The 21769-nt window shown below is 45.3% G+C and carries 18 protein-coding genes; 10 read left to right on the top strand and 8 right to left on the bottom strand.

Annotated elements, in window-relative coordinates; all coding sequences use genetic code 11:
* Positions 1 to 43 precede the first annotated feature (43 nt).
* Both topA and AC5JP1_RS00330 read right to left on the bottom strand, forming a co-directional pair.
* Positions 44 to 2710: a type I DNA topoisomerase gene (gene topA / locus AC5JP1_RS00335; RefSeq protein ID WP_493842691.1), complete on the bottom strand. Its 2667-nt coding sequence runs from the start codon at positions 2708 to 2710 to the stop codon at positions 44 to 46.
* A gap of 276 nt (positions 2711 to 2986) precedes the next feature.
* The gene (locus AC5JP1_RS00330; protein ID WP_493842690.1) at positions 2987 to 3580 is read right to left on the bottom strand and encodes a hypothetical protein; all 594 of its coding nucleotides are present in this window, start codon (positions 3578 to 3580) and stop codon (positions 2987 to 2989) included.
* Positions 3581 to 3972: 392 nt separating this feature from the next.
* On the opposite strand from AC5JP1_RS00330, the gene AC5JP1_RS00325 reads away from it, so the two are divergent.
* Positions 3973 to 4521 (top strand): DUF2799 domain-containing protein, encoded by a 549-nt coding sequence (locus AC5JP1_RS00325; protein WP_493842689.1) that lies wholly within the window; start codon positions 3973 to 3975, stop codon positions 4519 to 4521.
* A 349-nt stretch (positions 4522 to 4870) separates the two neighbouring features.
* Here AC5JP1_RS00325 and AC5JP1_RS00320 read toward each other — a convergent pair whose 3' ends face one another.
* The 3 genes from AC5JP1_RS00320 to AC5JP1_RS00310 form a co-directional block, all read right to left on the bottom strand.
* A complete protein-coding gene (locus AC5JP1_RS00320; RefSeq protein WP_493842688.1) occupies positions 4871 to 5272 on the bottom strand; it encodes an ExbD/TolR family protein in 402 nt (133 codons plus the stop codon).
* A 149-nt stretch (positions 5273 to 5421) separates the two neighbouring features.
* Positions 5422 to 6093: a MotA/TolQ/ExbB proton channel family protein gene (locus AC5JP1_RS00315; RefSeq protein ID WP_493842687.1), complete on the bottom strand. Its 672-nt coding sequence runs from the start codon at positions 6091 to 6093 to the stop codon at positions 5422 to 5424.
* A gap of 108 nt (positions 6094 to 6201) precedes the next feature.
* On the bottom strand, positions 6202 to 7203 hold the full coding sequence (locus AC5JP1_RS00310; RefSeq protein WP_493842686.1) for an energy transducer TonB: 1002 nt from the start codon (positions 7201 to 7203) through the stop codon (positions 6202 to 6204).
* A gap of 565 nt (positions 7204 to 7768) precedes the next feature.
* Between AC5JP1_RS00310 and AC5JP1_RS00305 the strand changes: the two genes are divergently transcribed.
* The 4 genes from AC5JP1_RS00305 (at position 7769) to AC5JP1_RS00290 (ending at position 12029) form a co-directional block, all read left to right on the top strand.
* Positions 7769 to 8824 carry a siderophore ABC transporter substrate-binding protein gene (locus tag AC5JP1_RS00305; RefSeq protein ID WP_493842685.1) on the top strand — a complete coding sequence of 352 codons (1056 nt, stop codon included), beginning with the start codon at positions 7769 to 7771 and terminating at the stop codon, positions 8822 to 8824.
* A 112-nt stretch (positions 8825 to 8936) separates the two neighbouring features.
* Entirely contained in the window at positions 8937 to 10031 is a 1095-nt protein-coding gene (locus AC5JP1_RS00300) for an ABC transporter permease (protein WP_493842684.1), read from the top strand.
* Positions 10032 to 10124: 93 nt separating this feature from the next.
* A complete protein-coding gene (locus tag AC5JP1_RS00295; protein ID WP_493842683.1) occupies positions 10125 to 11210 on the top strand; it encodes an iron chelate uptake ABC transporter family permease subunit in 1086 nt (361 codons plus the stop codon).
* Between the two features lie 60 nt (positions 11211 to 11270).
* A complete protein-coding gene (locus AC5JP1_RS00290) occupies positions 11271 to 12029 on the top strand; it encodes an iron ABC transporter ATP-binding protein (protein ID WP_493842682.1) in 759 nt (252 codons plus the stop codon).
* A 126-nt stretch (positions 12030 to 12155) separates the two neighbouring features.
* Here AC5JP1_RS00290 and AC5JP1_RS00285 read toward each other — a convergent pair whose 3' ends face one another.
* A complete protein-coding gene (locus AC5JP1_RS00285) occupies positions 12156 to 13487 on the bottom strand; it encodes a PepSY-associated TM helix domain-containing protein (RefSeq protein ID WP_493842681.1) in 1332 nt (443 codons plus the stop codon).
* 214 nt (positions 13488 to 13701) lie between these two features.
* Positions 13702 to 15789, bottom strand: coding sequence for a TonB-dependent receptor domain-containing protein (locus AC5JP1_RS00280; protein ID WP_493842680.1), 2088 nt, complete (start codon positions 15787 to 15789; stop codon positions 13702 to 13704).
* A 545-nt stretch (positions 15790 to 16334) separates the two neighbouring features.
* Between AC5JP1_RS00280 and AC5JP1_RS00275 the strand changes: the two genes are divergently transcribed.
* From AC5JP1_RS00275 to AC5JP1_RS00255, 5 genes are all read left to right on the top strand, one after another.
* On the top strand, positions 16335 to 16610 hold the full coding sequence (locus AC5JP1_RS00275; RefSeq protein WP_493842679.1) for a Trp family transcriptional regulator: 276 nt from the start codon (positions 16335 to 16337) through the stop codon (positions 16608 to 16610).
* A 103-nt stretch (positions 16611 to 16713) separates the two neighbouring features.
* On the top strand, positions 16714 to 18132 hold the full coding sequence (locus tag AC5JP1_RS00270) for an anthranilate synthase component I family protein (RefSeq protein ID WP_493842678.1): 1419 nt from the start codon (positions 16714 to 16716) through the stop codon (positions 18130 to 18132).
* A gap of 72 nt (positions 18133 to 18204) precedes the next feature.
* On the top strand, positions 18205 to 18852 hold the full coding sequence (locus AC5JP1_RS00265) for an anthranilate synthase component II (protein ID WP_493842677.1): 648 nt from the start codon (positions 18205 to 18207) through the stop codon (positions 18850 to 18852).
* 6 nt (positions 18853 to 18858) lie between these two features.
* A complete protein-coding gene (locus AC5JP1_RS00260; RefSeq protein WP_493842676.1) occupies positions 18859 to 19656 on the top strand; it encodes a lysozyme inhibitor LprI family protein in 798 nt (265 codons plus the stop codon).
* Positions 19657 to 19841: 185 nt separating this feature from the next.
* On the top strand, positions 19842 to 20798 hold the full coding sequence (locus tag AC5JP1_RS00255) for a DMT family transporter (RefSeq protein ID WP_493842675.1): 957 nt from the start codon (positions 19842 to 19844) through the stop codon (positions 20796 to 20798).
* 201 nt (positions 20799 to 20999) lie between these two features.
* Here AC5JP1_RS00255 and AC5JP1_RS00250 read toward each other — a convergent pair whose 3' ends face one another.
* A complete protein-coding gene (locus tag AC5JP1_RS00250; protein WP_493842674.1) occupies positions 21000 to 21746 on the bottom strand; it encodes an amino acid ABC transporter ATP-binding protein in 747 nt (248 codons plus the stop codon).
* Between the last annotated feature and the right edge of the window lie 23 nt (positions 21747 to 21769).

The following is a 21769-nucleotide window of genomic DNA, read 5'->3' as shown; positions in this document are numbered from 1 at the left end:
CCTCTTAGCATCTAAGAGGTTTTTTTATGCTCAATAGAAAAACTTATTCTTCTACCCATTCACCTTTACGCCAGTACACACCCCAGCGTGTGGCTTTGCCATTCTTTTCAGAGCCGATATACTGCTCTTTTTTCTTACGTGACCAACGCAAAATAGTTGGATTGCCATCTGGATCTTCATCTGGCCCTGCGAACAGATACTGGAACTTGTCTTCCATTTTATCTTTAACATCGCGTAGCTCAGCAAGCTTTGGTGCGCGGGTCTCACGCACTTTTGGGAACTTAGAAGCCGCAAGGAACATGCCAGCCGCTCCTTCACGCAAGATGAAGTAATCATCATGCTTGGTTGATTTCAGTTCTGGGAGATGGATTGGATCCATACGCGGCGGCGCAGCTTCGCCTGTCTTTAGTACCTTGCGTGTGTTATCGCAATTCTGACAAGCAAAGTAAGGACCAAAGCGACCTGTCTTTAGCTCCATTTGCCCATCACACTTGTTACAGTCGATGGTTGGCGCATCTGAGCCGGGTACTTCAAATTTACCTTCTTCTAAGATATAGCCATCGCAATCAGGATTGTTACCGCAGATATGTAGTTTGAGACCGCCATCGACAATATAACCATTCATCGCTGTGCCGCATTTTGGACAGCGTTTTTTCTCCATCAAATCTTTAACTTCTGCCGCTTCATCATCACCTTCTGGATCATCCAAGTTGGCAAACGCTTCAACAGGCATCAAGTTTTTGGTGCCTTTACAGCGCTCTTTTGGCGGCAAGTTGTAGCCCGTACAGCCTAAGAATACACCAGTTGAACCTGTACGCAGCTGCATCGGACGATCACAAATATCACAGTGAACATCTGGCACATCAGTTGGATCATTTGGACGCATACCGTCTTTTTCTTTGGCGCGCTCAAGCGTTGTTTTGAACTCGCCATAGAAATTATCGAGCACATCTTTCCAATCTTGATCACCTTCTGCCACATGATCGAGCTTGTCTTCTAACGCCGCAGTAAAGGTATAGTCCATTAAGTCTGGGAAGCTAGCCGTCAACCTATCCGTGACGATATCACCCATTTTTTCGGCAAACAGGCGCTTATTCTCAAGTTTTACATAACCGCGATCTTGAATGGTTGAGATGATTGAGGCATAGGTCGATGGACGGCCAATACCTTTTTTCTCAAGCTCCTTGACCAGACTCGCTTCAGTATAGCGAGGCGCAGGCTTGGTAAAGTGCTGACTTGGATCTAGTTTATCTAGGTTTAACTTATCGCCTTTTTTGACATCAGGCAATAGGGTATCGTCAGTCTTGGCTGGTGGCATCACTCTTGTATAGCCATCAAACACCATGGTACGACCACGGGCTTTTAGCTCGACGTCATCGGCACCAACAAATAGGTTCACTGATAGATATTTGGCAGGCAACATCTGACACGCCACAAACTGACGCCAGATCAGCTCATATAGACGAATAGCATCACGCTCCACGCCTTTTAGCTGCGTTGATTTCATGTTGACGTTAGAGGGACGAATCGCTTCATGGGCCTCTTGTGCGCCTTGCTTGTTGCCATAGAAGTTTGGCTTTTCTGGCACATACTTTGCGCCATAGCTGTCTTCGATATGACCGCGGACCGCAGCAAGTGCATCACCAGACAAGAATGTCGAGTCGGTACGCATATAAGTAATATGCCCCGCTTCATACAGACGCTGCGCCAAAATCATGGTCTTTTTGACAGAGAATCCCAAACGCGTACTGGCGGCTTGCTGCAAAGTTGAGGTGATAAAAGGCGCGCTTGGACGCGATTGCGTTGGCTTCTCTTCACGCTCTTTGACAATAAAGTCACTGGCTTTGAGTATCTCTAAGATTTTATCGGTCTGCTCTTTATTGCCAAGCTTTAGGGTTTTGCCGCTTTGCTTGGTAGCCTCTAAGCGTATGCCGATTTGTTCAGCGTCTGAGGTTTTTTTGGCTTTGTCATTAGCAATATGCGTATCCGCATGAATCTGCCAGTACTCTTCTGGAATGAACGCACGAATCTCATGCTCACGCTCAACAACCAAACGCATGGCGACTGACTGTACACGACCTGCTGATAGTCCGCGAGCAATCTTTTGCCATAACAGTGGTGATACCATAAAGCCAACCACACGGTCTAAGAACCTGCGCGCTTGCTGCGCATTGACACGATCGATATCGAGCTTCGATGGTTGTTTAAAGGCATTTTGGATGGCAGATTTAGTAATCTCATTAAACACCACTCGCTGGTATTTGCTATCAGCACCGCCGATGACTTCTTTTAGATGCCAAGCAATCGCTTCCCCTTCTCTATCCATATCCGTTGCCAGATAGATTTTGTCAGCGTCTTTGGCGAGTGCTTTGAGCTCTTTAATGACTTTGGTCTTATTCGGCAGGACTTCATAGACAGCTGCCCAGTCGTGCTCTGGGTCTACGCCCATACGACGTACCAGCGCTTGCTGTGCTTTTTCTTCTTTCGTCAGACTGTCATCTTTTTTGGCAGTTGTCGCTTTCTTTGCACTCTTACTTGCACTGACTGGCAAATCGCGGACGTGACCGATACTTGAACGTACGACAAAGTCATTACCAAGGTATTTATTGATCGTTTTTGCCTTGGCTGGTGATTCTACGATCACCAAAGACTTGCCTTTTGGGCTATCAGCAGTCGATGCTGCGGCTTTTTTGGTTGTGGTTTTTGCCATATTTGACGACACCATAATATAAGTAGATTAAAAGTAAATTTAGCAGCACGGCGATTTATGGAAGCGGATACTCATAGTTTTGCTATGGTTCAGCGATTTATAGTAATAAGTGCTGCTAATAAAAAAGGTTATAAAACAAATTATAACCATAAAATAAAGATATAGTTATAAAGACGTTACACTGCTAAGCGTCAAAATGTCAACTTTAAATAAATTGAATATGACGAATCGCATATATATTGCTCTTAATGGAGACAAACAAATGCTTTACTAGGTTTATGACTGCTGCTGCATTTGTAATGCCCATTTCTCTAGGTTTGCTTTGAGCACTAACAGATCTGCCTCAATCATTTTTTGCTGGTACGCAGGATTGGATGATGGACGCACATACGCAATATCTTCCCAATAGATGACAATACTATTTGCTTTGGTCAATAACCCTTTAACAAACGGCTCAATACTTACTGGCAAGTCTAATGACGCTTTGTCCAGACTAAAATTGGTCTTACTGACCGTTACTTTCTTGCTTTGAGTAGAACGAATAGCACTTGGAATAGTTAGTATCTTGTCATCAGTACTGGTATCGACAAAGCTACTGTCTGGTCGCCACTGCCCATCAATCACTTGATAACGGGTGTGCGGCAGCTTGGTCTCTTCTAATATCAGGCAATACTGCCCAAGCATACCGCGACCATACTCATTATCCTTCCCCTTTATCCAATCAGGACAAGTAACGAGCTTTGGGTTTAACTCTAACCGGCGCGCGGTCATACGCAGCTTATCCAAACGCTGATCGATACCGTTCGGTTTGAGCGCCATCATACTCCCTAATACGAATAGTACAATGACAATACCAATCAATGTTCCCATGAGGCTCTGACCTTTTGACTAAATAAAAGTGAAGCTAAATAATATAAGTATAACCACTGCTAGCTATGCTCAGCCTGAACACCACTGTCTTATAAATAGCTAACGCATAAGCAAGACAATATTATCTTACCTGCTCAATACCGAATAACAGATAACGATATAGCAAGGCTTATAATGAGCCCAAACCCTGAAAAATCAAGCATAGTAGCTCATCCATGGCGCAACAGACAGCGTCACACCTCACTACCTATTCATTAATTACACTGTTAAATCAACTATTTAGCATACGTAGATATACGTATCATAGTCCTATACAAAAACCAGATACGAAACGTGGTCGGCGCAAAAAAGTGCTATGATAAACCATAATTTTAAACGCGCGCAGGTTTATTATGAATTATCTTATCAAGTCGAACGCATCGAGCGCTTCTAATGCTAGTAACGCTCGCAAGCTGACCAGTAAACTTATGAGCAAAACGGGTATGAGCCTGTCATTGTTCGGTGCCGTTGTACTAACACTATCGGGCTGTGCCACCACCCAAAACCTGACGCTCCAACAATGTCAAAGCAGTAACTGGCAGGACGTTGGTTTTGCTGACGGTCTACAAGGGCGCTCAGGTGCTCACTTCGGTCACTATACCAACAGCTGCGCTAGCGTAGGCGGCGCTAGCCCCAACCGCATACAGTGGGAACAAGGACGACAGCAAGGGCTCAAAAACTACTGTACCGAGCTAAACGCCTATAAGATTGGCCGCGAAGGCTATGATTGGCAGCCTGTCTGTCCACTAGAGGGTATCGAGAAATTAGAAGAGGCTTATTCTCAAGGGCGCTACTACTATATTCGTCAGCGCGATCTAGACTACTTGCGATCGCCTTACCCATTTGGCTATGGACATGGGGTCTTCGGCTACGGCTATCGCCCATTTGGTTATGGCTGGTAAATGGCTAGTAAAAAGAAAACCTCACTGATGACTTAATTTGAGGTTTAAGTCGTCAATGAGGTTGGAGAAAAACTTATTATTTTAATTGTTCTTTTTATTGCGGTTATGGTCGTTCTACTGATTGGCTTTTTGTTCTATCTAGCCCGCTTTTTGCTATAGCTATGTGATTTGTCACTAAACACTTCGGCATCGATACGGCACTTTATTATCGACATTGTTTTATAGATATTGCGCCTTATAGACATCATGAGCCACAACTATGATTCACAAATAGCTATAGCTTTTGTGAGCATAATAGCCCTTATAAGTATAGTGTCTACTTCCTACCTGCCACTATTGAGCACCAAGACTATTCATTGACGAAAGCAATTTTGGTCAGTCCAGCGTTACTTGCCGCTGCCAAGACTTGAGCGACCGTATCGTATTTGCCTTCTTTATCTGCACGCAGCTGTACTGGAATATCCTCATCTGTTGCGCCTTGCTGTTGTAGACGCATCTCTAGCGCTTCCATACTGATGGGATCACTGTCCCAAAATAGCCCTGCATCCTTATCAATACTGATCTGAATGGCTTCTGGCGGGGTCTGACTTACCTCAGCACTGGTTTTTGGCAAGTCCAAAGGCACCGTCGGGTTCAGCACAGTTGCGGTCAATAAAAAGATAATCATCAATACCAGCATGATATCGATGAGCGGAATGAGGTTCATCTCATCCATGCTGCGTACGTCATCATCACCCAATTGAAATGCCATAGTTACTCTCAATACTTGTGTTTATTTTCATACTACTAAAAGGCTGCGCCGTACTTATTCGCTGTTTGGTATTTTTGCTTTATGCCCAAATACTGCGCTGCTCTCACATCTCTATCCCGTATTTCAATACTTCTTATAGCTGCTCTGGCTTATAGCTGTTCCGGAACTGAACTGTTGTAATGACTCGTTTGCTGAGGCTTCGCGGTTGTCTCAAGCGTATTTGAGCGACTGGTTTTTGCGGCTTGTACTGATGTTACGCCAGCATTATTATCAGTAGATACTGCCAGTAGGTCATGTGCTCTATCGTTGGCTTGGTACATGATGCGGCGATTGATCCGTACCGCTACGTTATAAAAAACGACAGCTGGAATGGCGACGGCGATACCTAGACCTGTCATAATCAGTGCCTCACCAACAGGCCCTGCTACTTGTCCTAGACCTGCTTGTCCACTCATACCGATATTATGCAACGCGTGGAAAATACCCCACACAGTCCCAAACAGTCCAATAAATGGTGCGATGGCGGCCGTGGTACCAAGAATAGGTAAACCGCGCTCGCTCGCAAACCGGTAGCGGCCTATGTGCTTGAGCAGTGTCTGCTCAGTAATCAAACGTCGAGCCGCCGAATCAGAGCCGACCAAGTCAGCTTGCCTAGCTTGCAACTGTTGGCTCAAGTCGTCTGCCACACTGTTTGCCAATTTGCGGCTTTGCAGCACACGTACGATACCCGTCACCCAAGAGAGAATAGATAACGCAAGCAACAAAAAGAACAATGTTTTTGTCACCATGTCGCTGATTTGCCAGTATTGCATAAAGTCCATGTCAGACTCCTTAATGTGTAATGCAAGCACATGCTACTGAGATAAGTATCATGTTTAGTCTTATTATGAAAGATTATCAATAAATACGTTGTTATAAAATATAAACCATCAAGGAACCGCGTAGCTGATCGGCAAGGTTACATTACCCACGACCGGTACACCATTCTTGGTAAAGGGTTTGAACTTGCCAGAACGTACCTGACGCTGGGCTTCTCGATCTAGCAGTGAGTTACCTGATGACTGAGCAACGCTAACACTGTCTATCCCGCCTTGCTTATTGACTCGCAATACTAGAACCACGTTTAGTGTATCCCCTGATCGGGCGCGACGTGCCGCACGCTCAGGAAAACTAAAGTTTGGTGCAGACGCCCAATTGGCCGCGCTAGCAGTAAAGCTCACTGGCTCATTACTCTGAGCTGCAGCTTCTGCCTCGGCTTTCGCTCGTGCAGCCGCCTCTGCTGCATCTTTAGCAGCTTTTGCTTGTGCAGCGGCTTTGGCATTTGCAATGCTTCTGGCTTCTTGGGCAGCTCTCGCGGCTTTGAGCTCAGCTTCTTTGAGTTTAGCCTTTTCGATTCCAGCCGCTTTTGCTTCAGCGTCTTGAGCGGATTTTTTTGCTTGAGCGGCAGCTTCTTTGCGACGTTCATCAGCAGCTGACGTATCAACTATCGGTTCTGGGCTTGTCTTTTTTGGCACTGCTTGTTCTGGCAGAGGTTTTTGACTGCTGTCAGGAGCATTCTGCTCTGTTGCAATAACAGGCACCGCTTCAGGTGCTTTCTTTTTCACAACAGGTTCTATGGGTGTCTCGACACGCTGTTTGGGCGGCGTCTCAGTTTTAGGCGGTGTTGTAGACTGCGGTTCTACTGTTGGTTGCGCTGGTTTTTGGACGCTGACTTCTTGTGGCAATACTTCAGCTTTGGGCGCTGCACTTTTGGTAGGTAACGTCACAAACTGAATTTCAACAGGTGGTGTCTCTGTTTCTGGCTCAGGTTTTATTGTAGGCGTTTTTATGGTTACCAATGCAAATGCTGTCAGCAGGTGTAACCCTACCACTGTGATGATGGCTAACAGTATCGATCTGATTGGCGGCGCGTCTAACTCTGTTGAACTCATAACAGCCTAATATTTATTGTCCAAGACGGAATGGCGTAGATAATAATGCAAACGATAATTATTATCAATAATAATTTACAATATTTTCTCCTCAGAGCCATATCCATTAAGCTCTCTACACGCCGTCCTATAATTGACTGAAGCATTTACTTTGACCATGTACTGCAGTTATATCCAACCTTGAGTAAGCAAATACCCCTATCGGAACGTGACATTAGCAGCTCACTTTTTGGGCAGCTACCTATTCTTTAGACAATCATTTATTGGTAATAAAAACCATTATCATTTTTATTGATAATGAGTCTCAATTAATTTATCATAACGGCTGTTTTATTATCCATATATTTTCGTAAAAAAGGGGTATAGCAATGCCCTATTTATAAGAACATAATTCGCTAAGAACAAAATAAGCCGAAAAATTAAATATCGATAGGAGCAGACATCCTATTGGCATACCTATACCCAGTCGATTCTTGTCATTTTTATTGTCATATATTGTTATGGTCTAATACTTGACGTTATCTTCTAAAAAGATCATCCAAACATCTGATATACCGAGTCCATTATGTCTATTAGTTCACTATCAACACGCCCTACCAGCCCTCTTTTTAAACGTCCATTGTTGACAGCTATGATAACCGCTTTAGTCGCGACTATCGGCGTGACAGGTTGTAGCTCAAACGAAGCGAACGATTCTGAGCCAGCCGATGCCAACACTGCCAACCAGACGGCTGATGAATCATCAAATGTCGCCAGTAATGATGCGGTCTCTGCCGAAAAGATTACGGTAAATACCGTAAAAGGCGATGTCGAGATGCCCATCAACCCATCACCACTCGTCGTGTATGACATGACGTTGATGCAAGATTTGGCAGCATTAGATGTGGCTGTTGACGGGATGCCTGGCGGGATGCTTTTGGATAACCTACACTCCGACACGCAGCCTGAACCAAAATCAGTTGGTACGGTGTTTGAGCCAGATCTTGAAGCATTGAATGCGATGCGCCCGCAAGCCATTTTGGTTGGCTCACGTATGGCAGAAAAATACGATGAGTTATCCAGCATCGCACCGACGTTGGATATGAGTATTGATACAGCCAATATCTATGAGTCTAGTAAGCAGCGCCTACATGACTTGGGAGCTTTGTTTGGTAAAAGCGATAAGGCAGCCACACTACAACAAAACATAGATGACCTCATCGACGAGACTAATAGCCTCACCGAAGAAAACAAAGGTACTGGTCTGGTCGTTATGGTTAATGGCAACAAGATGTCAGCTTATGGCGACAAGTCTCGCTATGGCTTTATCCATACTGTACTGGGTGTACCAATGGCAGATAACCAAATTGCTGATGCGCCTCATGGTCAGCCAATATCTTTTGAATATTTACAAAAGGCCAATCCAGATTGGTTGTTTGTCATCGACCGCAGTGCGGCAATCGGCGAAGACGGTATTGGTGCCAAAGCCGTATTGGACAATCCATTGGTCGCCCAAACCAATGCGTGGAGCAAGCAGCAGGTAGTCTATCTCAGCCCAGACTCTTACCTTGCATTTGGTGGCTACTATCAATGGATGCAAGATCTGACCACTATTAAAGGTGCTTTTGCTAGCGCCAAATAACGGTTAATTAGACTTTCGTTTTTAGTCAGCCGTCCCTGTTCAGACAGTCACTAATCACAATCACTAAGCATAGTCACTGTAATGATCTTTTATTTTTTAGCCAGTAGAGATTATGTCGTTATTTTCACACCGTACTCACGCTAGGCTCAAACCTAACACTTCTTTGCCAACATCATCTTGGCGAAGAAGTGCCAGCCACAACCTAGGCACAGAAGCTCGACGTGCTGCCATACCACCATGGTTAATAAATACCGCAAGCCTCATTATTATGGGGCTTTTGGTGTTGTTAAGTTTATCTATCGGGGTGGCAGACTTTTCGTGGTCAGGTATTTTGCAAAGCATCATTAGCCATAGTGCCAACTCCGACAGCTCACTACTGATGGTCAGCCGTATACCACGCACCATTGCGATTATCTTGACTGGTGTTGCGATGGCAGTGGCTGGGATGATCATACAGGTGGTCCTAAAGAACCGTTTTGTAGAGCCATCTATGGTTGGTGCCACCCAAAGTGCGGCGCTTGGATTGTTGGTGGTCAGTCTGCTATTTCCTGCCAGTGCACTCATCATAAAAATGGGCGTGGCGACTATTGCCGCTGTAGTCGGCATGATGCTTTTTATGCTACTGATTCATCGTATACCGCCGACTGATTTTTTGATGATTCCGCTGATTGGGATTGTCTTTGGTGGCATTATCGAGGCTGTGACGACATTCATTGCCTACCAAACCGAATCGCTACAGATGCTCAGTGTGTGGCAGTTTGGAGATTTTTCAGGCGTACTGGCAGGTCGCTATGAGCTGCTATGGCTGACAGGCGGTCTGTGTGTGCTCGCTTATATCATCGCAGACAAACTAACCATCATCGGTCTAGGCGACAATATCGCGCTGAACCTGGGTATCAGTAAGCGGCAGGTCACATGGATCGGCGTGGGAATGGTCGCGATGATGAGCGCTGTTGTCGTCGTGACGGTCGGTATGATTCCTTTTATTGGCTTAATTGTACCCAACATCGTCAGCCGTCTGATGGGTGATAAATTACGTCGCAGCTTGCCAGCCGTTGCCCTACTCGGTGCTTCAGCGGTATTGCTGTGCGATATTATCGGTCGCTCTATTCGCTATCCATTTGAAGTCCCTGTCGCCACGGTCTTTGGCGTGGTGGGTACGGTGCTGTTTTTGTGGCTGTTATTACGTGCGCCATCTGAGCGATAGCGGATTGAATACTCAGTGTTCAACGCCTTAAAAGCTGAATGACCATTGCTCATTTTTTTATTACTAGATAGGCTTGGCACCATAGGATTTTTTATGTTCTCATCGACTAAGCTTACTTCCACCAAGACTGATGCTACCAAAACTAGCGCCGCGATAGATAATTCATCTTTAGCAAACGGACAGTATTCAGCCGCTGCACAAGGTCAGTTGGCAAAATTTTGGGAATTCATAGCGGCACATCCAAAGTCTATAGCAGCTGTCACCCTACTGATCTCCATAACTTTATTTTTGACGTTAAATGTCAATGGCTACTGGGATTTTGCGCTACCACTACGGGGCAAGAAACTGTTGGCATTGATGGTGGTTGGCTATGCCATTGGCGTATCAACCTTGCTGTTCCAGACATTGACCCACAATCCTATTTTGACGCCTTCTTTACTTGGGTTTGACTCACTTTATGTGCTGCTGCAAAGCTTGCTAGTGTTCTTTTTGGGTGCGATTAGCTTTACCAGTTTTGACCCTATCGCTAAATTCACGCTAGAGATTGTCCTAATGTTTGGGGCGTCTTTGTTATTATTTAAGCTGCTATTTTCTAAGAGCAGTCAGGATTTGACGCGCTTGATACTGGTGGGCGTTATCTTTGGCGTGTTGTTTCGCAGTTTATCAGCGCTTATTGCACGACTCATAAATCCAGATGACTTTATAGTCGTGCAGTCTGCAAGCTATGCTCAGTTCAACACGGTCAATCCACAACTGCTTGGCATTAGCCTGATTATCTGTGCCATCACGGCAGTATTTGTCTGGCGCTGGCGCTATCAGTGCGATGTCCTGATGCTCGGTCAGTCGCAAGCCATCAATCTTGGTATTAATTATCAACGTCTGGCATTTGGTTTATTAACCATCATTGCCGTATTGGTCGCTACTGCCACCGCATTGGTCGGTCCAGTGACTTTCTTTGGGCTACTGGTTTGCGCATTGACCAATCGTATGGCTCGTCATATGTATCATAGTGAGCGGCTGATATTGGTGAGCTTGGTTGCTATGATTTGCTTGGTACTAGGGCAGACTATTTTTGAGCAAGTGCTAGACATGGCAGGCGTATTGTCCGTCGTCATAGAACTGGCAGGTGGCTTGATGTTCTTGGCATTGATATTTATGTCTCAGCGCCGTACGTCCTGATCGATTAGCCAGCATTATTATTTAAAGCTCATACAAGACCTTTTTGAGATAAGACGCATTATGATTCGACTAAATAACATCTCTCACCATATTGGTAAGCAGCAAATCCTACATGACATCACGCTGTCCTTACCTACTGCGCAGGTCATTGCGTTGATTGGCCCTAACGGTGCGGGCAAATCGACATTGTTTTCGGTGATGGCGCGCTTGCAACCACTACAGGCTGGACAAGTAAGCTTTGGCGAGCATGATATTGCCAGTTGTCAGGCGCGTACGCTTGCCAAGACCGTCGCCATGCTCGGACAAGACAATCAAGTACAAGGACGCCTACGCGTACACGAGCTGTTGATGTTTGGTCGTTACCCTTATCATCAAGGACAACCAACCGCAGACGATGTGCAAAAAGTCCAAGAGATCCTCGAACGCTTTGAGCTTGAACCCCTTGCCGAGCGTTTTTTGTCAACGCTATCAGGTGGACAGCGGCAGCGCGTACTCATTGCCATGATTGTCTGTCAAGAAACACCCTATTTACTGCTTGATGAACCACTCAACAACCTAGATATGTATCATGCTGGTCGCCTCATGCGTGAGCTGCGCACACTTAGTCATTCTCAGCAAAAAACCGTGGTGATCGTCCTGCATGATATCAACCAAGCGGCGCAGTTTGCCGATACGGTGGTTACGATGAAATCAGGTCAAGTGACTGCTATAGGTCGTCCTGCTGAGGTCATTACCCAAGAGACAATGAAAGATCTGTACAACGTCGATGTTACGGTCCTAAGCCATCAAGGACGCCCCGTGATTGTCGATACAGTTTAGAGACTAGTAGTTGATTGATCAGTAATCAGACGGCTCGATACCCTGTCAGTACGCCTACCGCTACATCTGTATCGGTATTATATTTAGCCTATCAAACGTACTGACCTTACATCTCAGTGATAACCACTATCTACTTTTTTGCAATGCCTTTAAACGCTGTTGTCGACCTTTCCACCACAGATAGACGCCTGTCCCTGACAGTACTGCAACGGCCAGTCCAATCATCGCTAAGAATACTTGGTACAGTCTATGTCCCCAGCCTTGACCGATATGCCCCATATGCAAGGTAGATAACCATTGGTCTGCCTTAGTACCAAAGGTAGTTTGATACCCAAAATTGACGCGCTCAACCCTGCTTGTCGCGGCATCAACCGTGATAGATGATGCCCCACCTTTTTCACCAATATCCTTATTTGTTTTAAAGCGCATTTGCCATTGTTTGTCTTCTTCAACCCAGCGGATACCTAATAGCTGCTGTACAAATACGCCGTTCTGCTTAGCAGCAATCTCGGCTTGCGTGCTTAAGTAGGCAATGCTATTGGACTTGCCGACAACTTGCGTGCTTATATGCGCGTCATTTGTACTATTGCTGACAGGCGTATGCGAATTTGCCGCTCTCTCTGTTCTACCCTGCTGCTCCGCTGGTTTGTTCGGTTCAGATTTGGTAGGTCGGCCCTCTCTTGGTGTTAGCCCGACCACGGCTTGCATAACTGGTTGATAGACGGATTTTAGATTAAAGCCGACGCTCGACCATGCGATGACGAACAACATGACCCAAAGCCATAATCCAAAAGCATGGTGCAAATCATAATTGAGCTTAAAGGTATTGGTCTTGCGACGAATCTTCCAAGCAGGTAACCAACGCTTAAAGAATGATGCCCGTTTTTTGTGAGAAGGCTGCTTGTTTTTGGATGGTTTGATGGCTCGTGGAAAGGTCAGATAAAAGCCAATAAAGCAGTTAATCGTCCAGACCAATGAGACAATACCTAATACCCATTTACCAATATCACCAAGCAGTAAGTCGCGGTGTAACCAAAACACCTTCCACATGGTGTTGTTCCATGCCCACGCGTCTTTGTCACGCGTGCCAATGATATCGCTAGTATAGGGGTTAATATATACTTCTTGGAATGCTGGTTTTGGTTTATTGCCGCTCCTGCCTCGGCTCCTATCGACCGAAAACACAACTGCCTTATCGGGTTCTATAGATGTGGGCATACTGGAGAATTTTTGTGCGGGGTAGCTCGCTACAACCTTATCATGTAGCGCTGCGATAGACAGAAGCGGTGACTTTTGGGCGTCGATACTGACCAGCTTGCGATTGAATACATCATCAAGCTCATGATGAAACGCCAGTAATGTCCCAGTGATGCTGGCAATGATCAAAAAGGCTGCCATAGCAAGCCCAGTATAACGGTGAATCCATAAACAGACTTGGCGCGGATTGAGTGAAGTCATGAGTTTTTGTTCTTTATTCATATAATATTTTAGTAGGTACTTATCAATGAGCATTTGTCAGTAGACACTTATCAGCGAGTGCTCATTAGCGCATACGTCATCGCTGTTGTGATAATTTAAAACCTATCCACAATAAAAAGTCAGCTCCCATATGTAGACAGCTGACTCTATTGATACGATTAGATTTATATTAAATTAAACCAGATAAGTGAGATTAGAACTGATACGTTAATGAGGTTTTGATGTTGCGTCCCATCTCAAAGTCAGTATAGTCATCATCTATAGAGTTACGTGATGCATGGCTGGCATAGGTCTCATCAAAGATATTGTATACCCCAAGCGTGGCTTTTAAGCCTTCAACTTGAGTTGGTGTATAGCTCATAAAGATATCATGCACGTCATAGTTTGGTTTTTCGTTGTCATCGCCCGCGGTGTTCGGCGTCACTGAGGCGACGTAAGTGCTGCGCCAGCCAAGCTCAGTAGTCTCAGTGGGTGCATAGCCAAGGTTGACCATGTACTTGTCACCAGACTCAGAGCCACTACCGCTCACTGAAGCGATGTTATAACCCGTATCCTCACCCTCGCTACGTGCACGCGCATAGCTTAGACCCATATTGAAGTTATCTACTCTATAATCCGCTGACAGCTCCACGCCTTTGATTTTGAAATCTTCGTCGTTATTAATAACGCCTTGACACAGCTCAGGAGCAGCGCTCGTACCCAACTGTCCCGTCGTACAGTTCAGACCAGTTCTGCTACCACCAGCACGTACAAACTCGATGTAGTTTTCGATATTGGTTTCAAAGTACTTACCGCTTAATTTTAACGAATCATTTGCTGTCGTTAGACCACGCAAAGTCGTTGCGATACCAACTTCGGCATTGTCGCCTTCTTCTGCTTTTAGATCATCATTGACATAGGTGCCAGCACCATCAGTATTGAAAATCGTTTGGCTCAGGTCTGGACCATTAAACAACTGGGTATAGCTTGCAAATAGCTGGGTGCGTGGTGCAATCTCATAACTGGCCGCTAGCGCGCCAACGACATTGTCATAAGTCTTGCCTGCCGATACAAACTCAGGAGACTCGTAGCGGTCGTAACGAACGCCTGGCGTTAAGCTAAGTTTGCCGATTTGCCATTGGTCTTCTAAGTATACCGATGTATTGGTTGCTTCATCGGTACTAGCATCCGCAAAGTCTCGTGACATCTTAGATTCTTTTTTGTAATGCTCAACACCTGCGATTAGCTTATGAGTGCCTTTGATACCATCAATGATGCTGCTATCGACAATACTGGTGTTTTGTACTTTTCCGCCAGTGGTTTTGACCTCTGCATCAAACTCGAACCCAGGCTCGCCATCAGAGTTACGCAAGATCTGCGTGCTGGTCTGATAGACATTAGTGTCTATATCAACCAATTGATTGGCAGGATTATAAGTATGATCCAGCGCGTAAGTGTCGCGTTTGACTTCTTGCGGCAGGATTGGGTTCCAACCGCCAGCAGGGAAATCTGGACGTAATGGGAATAGCCCTTTGTTTTCGGTACGGCTAAAGCTAGCACCCGCATGATGATCCTGACCAACATATGCGCCTGCTTTTAGAAGAATGTTTTCGCCTTCGCTGTCTTCGGTTTGAATTTTGCGGCCGCTACCATCTTCGCCAGCATTGGCATCACGCTTGCCATAATAAGCAAGTAAGTCGATGTTTTCTGTTGGGGCGCCATAGACGGTCGCCGAGGTCAACAGCTCATCGTTATTACTGCCATAGCCTGCGTGGATTTTGGCGCCTACTGTTTGACCAGGCTTGAGTAGATCTGCTGCATCGACGGTTTCAAAAGCAACCGCGCCGCCGATGGCATCGTTGCCAAGCGTTACTGAGTTATTACCTACTGACACTTCTGCTTGCTTGAGCAAGTCTGGATCGATAGTGACATCGCCCATATGGTAGAACAGCGCACCCTCTTGACGGGCACCATCGATAGTGACTTTCAGATTGGTATCATCAAGACCACGCACACGTATGCGCTGATTGACCGATGAGGTACCGCCTACATCTACTCCTGGTACCACATCTAAAAAATCACTCAAATGGCTTGCTTGAGCAGCTGGGGTATAGTCATCTATATAAACAGAGTCCTCTTGCACACTATCGCGTACCGAGCTGTTGGCTGTCACTGTAATGGTCTGTAGTGTGGTATTTGGCATATCATCTGCCGTAGCGGCGCTGGCCGCTTGTGTCCACAATACCGCTGCCACGCCTACAGATAGCACAGTCAATGGGCTAGATAACCTTACTTCACGCATAACACACTCACTTTATTTACTATTAGAATTTTTAAGCCGTCGATAAACGGTCTCTTATGACACTACCCTTTAAACTACATCTTCTTTTATATATTCAAGCTGATATGCGAATAACATCATTAATGTTAATGATAATGATTAGCATTTAATTATGTGGGGCATAATAACGAAGTATTAACAATTTGGCAATAATTAATGTGCAGAATTTACATGAATGACATTGGCTAAGGGTAAACCTAAGATGTGAGGTTTCTATATCGGTTAGCACAGCGGTATCAACAGCTCGAGTCACTATTCAACTCTATGCTCACTCATACTCACTTGGCTTTGATTGTTCAGCCTTCATTGCTTGGTTCTGATGACATATGACAGCGAAGAACAGCTCAAGACTGTATTGATGAATGACAGATCATATCGATAGACAATAGTAGGTCACCTAGCCCTTGTTTTTCTTGTACTACTGTACTAGAATACTGAAACAAGGCAGTTCTTTGCAGAATAGCTGCTTGACGAATGTGCTGTCTCCTTTTTTTAAGATGACTACTATGACTACCGATCCTTATCAGAGCTTACTAACCCATTTGACAAACAGTACTGATAGCAAAGACATCGATAAGCTATTGAGTGCGCTACTGACAAATAAAGAGCAACACGATATTGCCAATCGTATTCGTATTTTTGACTTGCTCGAGCAAGGCGTTACACAACGTGATATCTCTGAGCAACTGGGCGTTGGTATTGCCACGGTCTCTCGCGGTGCTAGAGCCATGCAAAGCCATGATGTAAGCGCGTTACTTGCTACTCATAGAGCGCGCTCTTAAACCACTATATAGCGCATTTGCTACTCTTTTACTAACTACCTTCTTAATAACTACTTTATTAATTGCCTAATCGACACCTATTTGATGAATTTCGGACTTTGTTATGACTTCTAGTACACTTGCACAGACCCAGCCTGCACCTATCGATATCCCTAGCAAACCACAGCGCATTAAGCTCACACAGGATATTGACTTTTTTGCGTTATTCAAACGTATCGAGAGCTCGTTTAATACCTGTTATTTGCTCGAATCGTTGGGTGAAGACAGTCATATTTCGCGCCATCATGCGATCGGCTTCGACCCTGTGACTACCATCGCAGCGTTAGACCGCCATACGCTTGCTATCACTGATAACAAAACCACTGAAACACGCCATTACCAAACCGAAAACCCTTATGAGCTACTACGCGCCATCACGCCGCAACATGTTATTGCCCGTGATCAGAGCGGCGGACTTGTCGGTTATTTGGGTTATGACTGTGTGAACTTTTTTGAGCCAAGCCTGACGGCAAAAGCCAGTGAAGACTTTGAGCCGTTTAAGTTTGGTGTGTATCTAGATGGATTGACGCTTGATAAGATGACAGGCGAGATTTTCTACTTTTATTATCCAACTGCGCAGCAAAACAACCGTATCGAACAGATCAAAGCGCTACTTAATGACCCGATTCCAAATTATGAAGCGCCTACCGTTGAGTTCTTGGGCGATGGTATGAGCCAAGAAGAACATGCCAACGTCGTCATGCAAGTCAAAGAAGACATCATCTCTGGCCGTATCTTTCAGTGTGAAGTTGGGTTCAAATCCAAATATCGTATCGCTGGTGACAAGATGCCTATCTACGAAAAACTGCGTGCGGTCAATCCATCACCGCACATGTATTTTATGAAATTTGCGCAACAGTGCATCATTGGCGCGTCGCCTGAGCTGCTGTTCCGCTTGCGTCAAGGCGAGATGGAGACTTACCCACTAGCAGGGACGGCTAAGCGCGGCGTCGATGTAATAGAAGACCGTAAGCTTGCCCGCGCCCTACTCAACGATGACAAAGAAATTGCCGAGCACAACATGCTGGTCGACTTGCACCGCAATGATATCGGCCGTGTGGCGCGATTTGGTACGGTAAAAGTCCGTAGTCTCATGGATATCAAACGCTTCTCGCACGTGCAGCATATCTCCTCTGAGATCGTCGGTATCTTGCATCCTGATGAGGATATGTTTAGTGCCCTTGCCAGCAACTTCCCTGCGGGCACGCTATCAGGCGCACCTAAGGTAGAGGCCATCAAAGTCATCAATGAGCTAGAGCCAGATGGACGCGGTGCTTATGGCGGTGCGCTAGGATCATTCAACTTCAATGGCGATTGTATCTTTGCCATTCCTATTCGTAGCCTGTTTATCAGCGGCGAGTCAGCCTACGCCCAGACCTGCGGTGGCAATGTCTATGACTCAAATCCAGCCGATGAGTATCTGGAGATTCAGCGCAAACTGTCTGCGATGAAAGTCGTATTAGACAGCTTTATGCAGCCGTAATTGGCACTAAGCATCGTGCGCCAACTGACCCTATTTTACCTCGTTATATTTTTACAAAAGAGTTTATGTCCCATGAATGTTTTAATTATCGATAACTACGACTCGTTTACCTTTAACCTCTATCAGTATGTCGGCGAGATTTTACAAACTTTGGACGGCAGCAATGAAGCCAAAGTCACTGTCAAACGTAATAACGAGATCACTCTAGCTGACGTACAAGCCATGAATTTAGATAGAATCATTATCTCACCCGGCCCTGGTTCGCCTGATGATCCAGCGTATTTTGGCATCTGTGCGGAAGTTATTGAGACATTGGGCAAGACAGTACCACTACTAGGCGTCTGCTTGGGTATGCAAGGCATTGCCCATGTATTCGGCGGTGATGTGATACGCGCCAGTGTGCCGATGCACGGCAAAGTATCCTCTATTCGTCATGATGGCACAGGCATCTATCAAGGATTACCGCAAGAGCTTGAGATCATGCGCTATCACTCACTCGTCGTAAAAGCAGACACCATTCCAGATTGTCTGACCATTACCTCAGTCGTCGCCAATGACGAACGCGCGACGTTGAGCTTTGATGAGTCTGCGTTGACAGGCGATGAGATTATGGGGCTGGCACACAAAAACTACCCGATTCAAGGCGTACAATTCCACCCTGAGTCCTTTGCCACTGAAGGTGCTAAGCGTTTGCTAAGTAATTTTTTATTGCAGGTGTAAACCGATATGTCTATTGCTAGGTCTGTCTCAAGCCTTCATAAATACCGCTCACTCAAGCGTATTATGGTGTTCTTAAGCCTAGCTTTAGTGACTACGGTAGGCTCGGCAGTAACGCCAATACAATCAAACTTTATTTTGGGTATGGATATCCAAGGTCAGCGTCTTAATCTATATAAAGGCTGCTCAGAAGGACATGTGACCTGTAGTGATATGCTATTGGTCGCGCCTGATCTGGGACGATTACTACAAACAAAGCAACTAGGAGAAAAGCTCGATAACGCACCCTACTCAGTTACGTTTTATCCTGCCAAAACTACGCATAGCTTATGTAACGATGGTATTACGCCTTGCCAATTTCAGGGTTATCGTTTTGAAGGAGAGGATTTCAACGGGTTTATAGATCCATTAAATAATGAGCTGTATTTATCCAGCAACTGGACGACAGATAACGATACTTTTACCTACACAGAAAATACCACTTATTTGCCATTGGTTTCGCAAACGGCGTTAATTGACGATAGCTACAACATATCAGATCAAGCACTAAACAGCAGCTATGGCGCTACGCAGCAGGAGGTTCGACGTCTTTATGGTAAACAGACCGCAGCCGACCTCAAAAAAGAGCAAATTCAATGGATAAAGCAGCGATCAAAAAACTGCGGTGCTGATGCGGATCATCTACCAAGGACTCAAGCCGAAAAAGTGTGCTTTATTCAACAAAATAACCTGCGAGCGCAAAGTTATTTTTTATGGATTGATGAAGAGGATTTAAAAGCAATCACGTCTAAAAACAACCAAATTTAAAAGCATTTAGATTTTAGGGCTCCTCCTAGTAGCTACTCATTATCTTTTAGTGATAAACTGAGAGAACCAACAAAAGACAGCCTTTAATCAGGTTGTCTTTTCTTATTTCAGTATTGCTCAGAGCGTTTAAATCACTGGTAATCTGACAAAACTTTGTGTCATTTAGATCGTAAGAAGACAACAGTATGGCAAACATTGACAGCGGAACGACGGTACAATACTCGCATCAGTCATGGATAGGCACTATTCAAATCATTACCGCAGCAATTTGCTGGGGCACGCTTGGTATATTTTCGACCTACCTCAATCAAATTGGATTCAGTGGGTGGCAGGTGACGATATTACGTATCGTGACGGCAGCATTTATTATCTTAGCTATGCTACCAAAACTATGGCCAGACCTAATCAAACTACAACCCAAGCAATGGCTTGGACTAGCAATGCAGTCTTTGATCGGTGTGCTTGGTATGTCAGTGTGTTATTTTTTTGCCGTCAGTTATGTTGGGGCAGGTCCTGCGGTGGCACTGCTGTATACCGCACCTGTGTTTAGCCTGCTGTTTTCAAGGTTCTTACTGAGTGAGTCGATTACTCGCAAATCAATACTGCTAGCACTAATGGCGGTATTTGGTGTTGGTTTGACGATGCTGGGTGAACAAGCACAAGTCAATTGGGGTATTTTACTCGGCTTGGCAGCTGGGATGTGCTATTCCTTATATGGGGTATTGGGCAAGCGGGCGATGCATTACGCTCACCCTGCTCCCTTGGTGTTTTTTACCTCTATCGTCATTAGTGCAGGCGGATTGCTGCTCCTGCCTGAGACTTATCGTACTTATGGGCAGCTGTTAGATCTTCCTTTAATGACTTGGGGTTATGTCCTAGGGCTGTCCCTATTAGGTACTGTAGTCCCATTTGGGCTATATATGAAAGCGTTAGAAAAACTGCCTGCCACGCGTGCATCAGTCTTTACTATTTTTGAGCCATTGACGGCTATTGCACTTGCGGTACTGTTATTGCAGCAGTCTTTATCTTGGATTCAGTATCTAGGTGTCGGACTTATCTTGCTAGCAGCGTTATTGAATGCAGTGCTAAACGGTACTGCCACTCGCGTACCTCGCTGGCTAAAACAACGACAAAAGGTATAGCGCTATTATCCGATGTTCAAGATATAAGCTCGTTAAAATACATGCTAATTGAAATACATTTTAGTTATATCGATAAAAAAGCCCCAACCATGACCGCATGATTGGGGCTTTTTAGTTTATCGTTTTTTGCTTTAGCAACTGACTTAATAACAGAGACTGTAAGCGCTAAACGTTCGATAGACTGTTGGAGTGATCTCGATTCTACTTCTGATCAATACGCTGCAAAAATGCCTGCGTACGCGGATGCTTGGAGTCTTCAAATAACTGCTTGGCACTGCCCTCTTCGACGACAACACCATCTTCGATCAACACCACATGATCAGCAACATCGCGAGCAAAGTTAATTTCATGAGTCACCACGACCATCGTCCAGCCCTCAGACGCGAGCTGCTTCATGGTTTCAAGGACATCTTGTACCAGCTCTGGATCAAGTGCTGATGTTGGCTCATCAAACAACAGTAACGACGGCTCAATCGCAAGCGCACGGGCAATGCCAATACGCTGCTGCTGACCACCCGATAGCTGAAATGGATAAAGATCGGCTTTGTCAGACAGTCCCACCTTATCGAGCAAGACCAATGCCTGCTCACGTGCTTGCGCTTTGCTTTGTCCTTGTACCACCGTAGGACCAAGCATCAGATTCTCGATAGCTGTCTTATGCGGAAATAAATTATAAGACTGAAAGACCATGCCTGATTTGCGCTGCAAAGCGAGCAGCTTTTTTTTGTTTGGTTTGGTCGCAAAATCAACGCTTAAGCTGTCATCATCAAACGCAATCACGCCTTTGTCAGGAATCTCTAGCGCATTAAGACAACGCAAAAACGTGGTTTTGCCCGATCCTGAAGGCCCTAATATAACAACCACTTTGCCTTTATTGATAGTCAAATCGATGCCTTTGAGCACCTGATTGCTACCAAAGGTTTTATGGATATTAGTGACTTTGATCATAAAAATTCCTGTTGAGCTGGTCT

The organism is Psychrobacter sp. H29 (assembly GCF_059073055.1).
This window is presented reverse-complemented; position numbering and strand designations above follow the sequence as displayed.

Coding starts and splice junctions, on each gene's coding strand:
- topA (WP_493842691.1), bottom strand. CDS start 2,710: ATGGCAAAAACCACAACCAAAAAAGCCGCAGCATCGACTGCTGATAGC.
- AC5JP1_RS00330 (WP_493842690.1), bottom strand. CDS start 3,580: ATGGGAACATTGATTGGTATTGTCATTGTACTATTCGTATTAGGGAGT.
- AC5JP1_RS00325 (WP_493842689.1), top strand. CDS start 3,973: ATGAATTATCTTATCAAGTCGAACGCATCGAGCGCTTCTAATGCTAGT.
- AC5JP1_RS00320 (WP_493842688.1), bottom strand. CDS start 5,272: ATGGCATTTCAATTGGGTGATGATGACGTACGCAGCATGGATGAGATG.
- AC5JP1_RS00315 (WP_493842687.1), bottom strand. CDS start 6,093: ATGGACTTTATGCAATACTGGCAAATCAGCGACATGGTGACAAAAACA.
- AC5JP1_RS00310 (WP_493842686.1), bottom strand. CDS start 7,203: ATGAGTTCAACAGAGTTAGACGCGCCGCCAATCAGATCGATACTGTTA.
- AC5JP1_RS00305 (WP_493842685.1), top strand. CDS start 7,769: ATGTCTATTAGTTCACTATCAACACGCCCTACCAGCCCTCTTTTTAAA.
- AC5JP1_RS00300 (WP_493842684.1), top strand. CDS start 8,937: ATGTCGTTATTTTCACACCGTACTCACGCTAGGCTCAAACCTAACACT.
- AC5JP1_RS00295 (WP_493842683.1), top strand. CDS start 10,125: ATGTTCTCATCGACTAAGCTTACTTCCACCAAGACTGATGCTACCAAA.
- AC5JP1_RS00290 (WP_493842682.1), top strand. CDS start 11,271: ATGATTCGACTAAATAACATCTCTCACCATATTGGTAAGCAGCAAATC.
- AC5JP1_RS00285 (WP_493842681.1), bottom strand. CDS start 13,487: ATGACTTCACTCAATCCGCGCCAAGTCTGTTTATGGATTCACCGTTAT.
- AC5JP1_RS00280 (WP_493842680.1), bottom strand. CDS start 15,789: ATGCGTGAAGTAAGGTTATCTAGCCCATTGACTGTGCTATCTGTAGGC.
- AC5JP1_RS00275 (WP_493842679.1), top strand. CDS start 16,335: ATGACTACCGATCCTTATCAGAGCTTACTAACCCATTTGACAAACAGT.
- AC5JP1_RS00270 (WP_493842678.1), top strand. CDS start 16,714: ATGACTTCTAGTACACTTGCACAGACCCAGCCTGCACCTATCGATATC.
- AC5JP1_RS00265 (WP_493842677.1), top strand. CDS start 18,205: ATGAATGTTTTAATTATCGATAACTACGACTCGTTTACCTTTAACCTC.
- AC5JP1_RS00260 (WP_493842676.1), top strand. CDS start 18,859: ATGTCTATTGCTAGGTCTGTCTCAAGCCTTCATAAATACCGCTCACTC.
- AC5JP1_RS00255 (WP_493842675.1), top strand. CDS start 19,842: ATGGCAAACATTGACAGCGGAACGACGGTACAATACTCGCATCAGTCA.
- AC5JP1_RS00250 (WP_493842674.1), bottom strand. CDS start 21,746: ATGATCAAAGTCACTAATATCCATAAAACCTTTGGTAGCAATCAGGTG.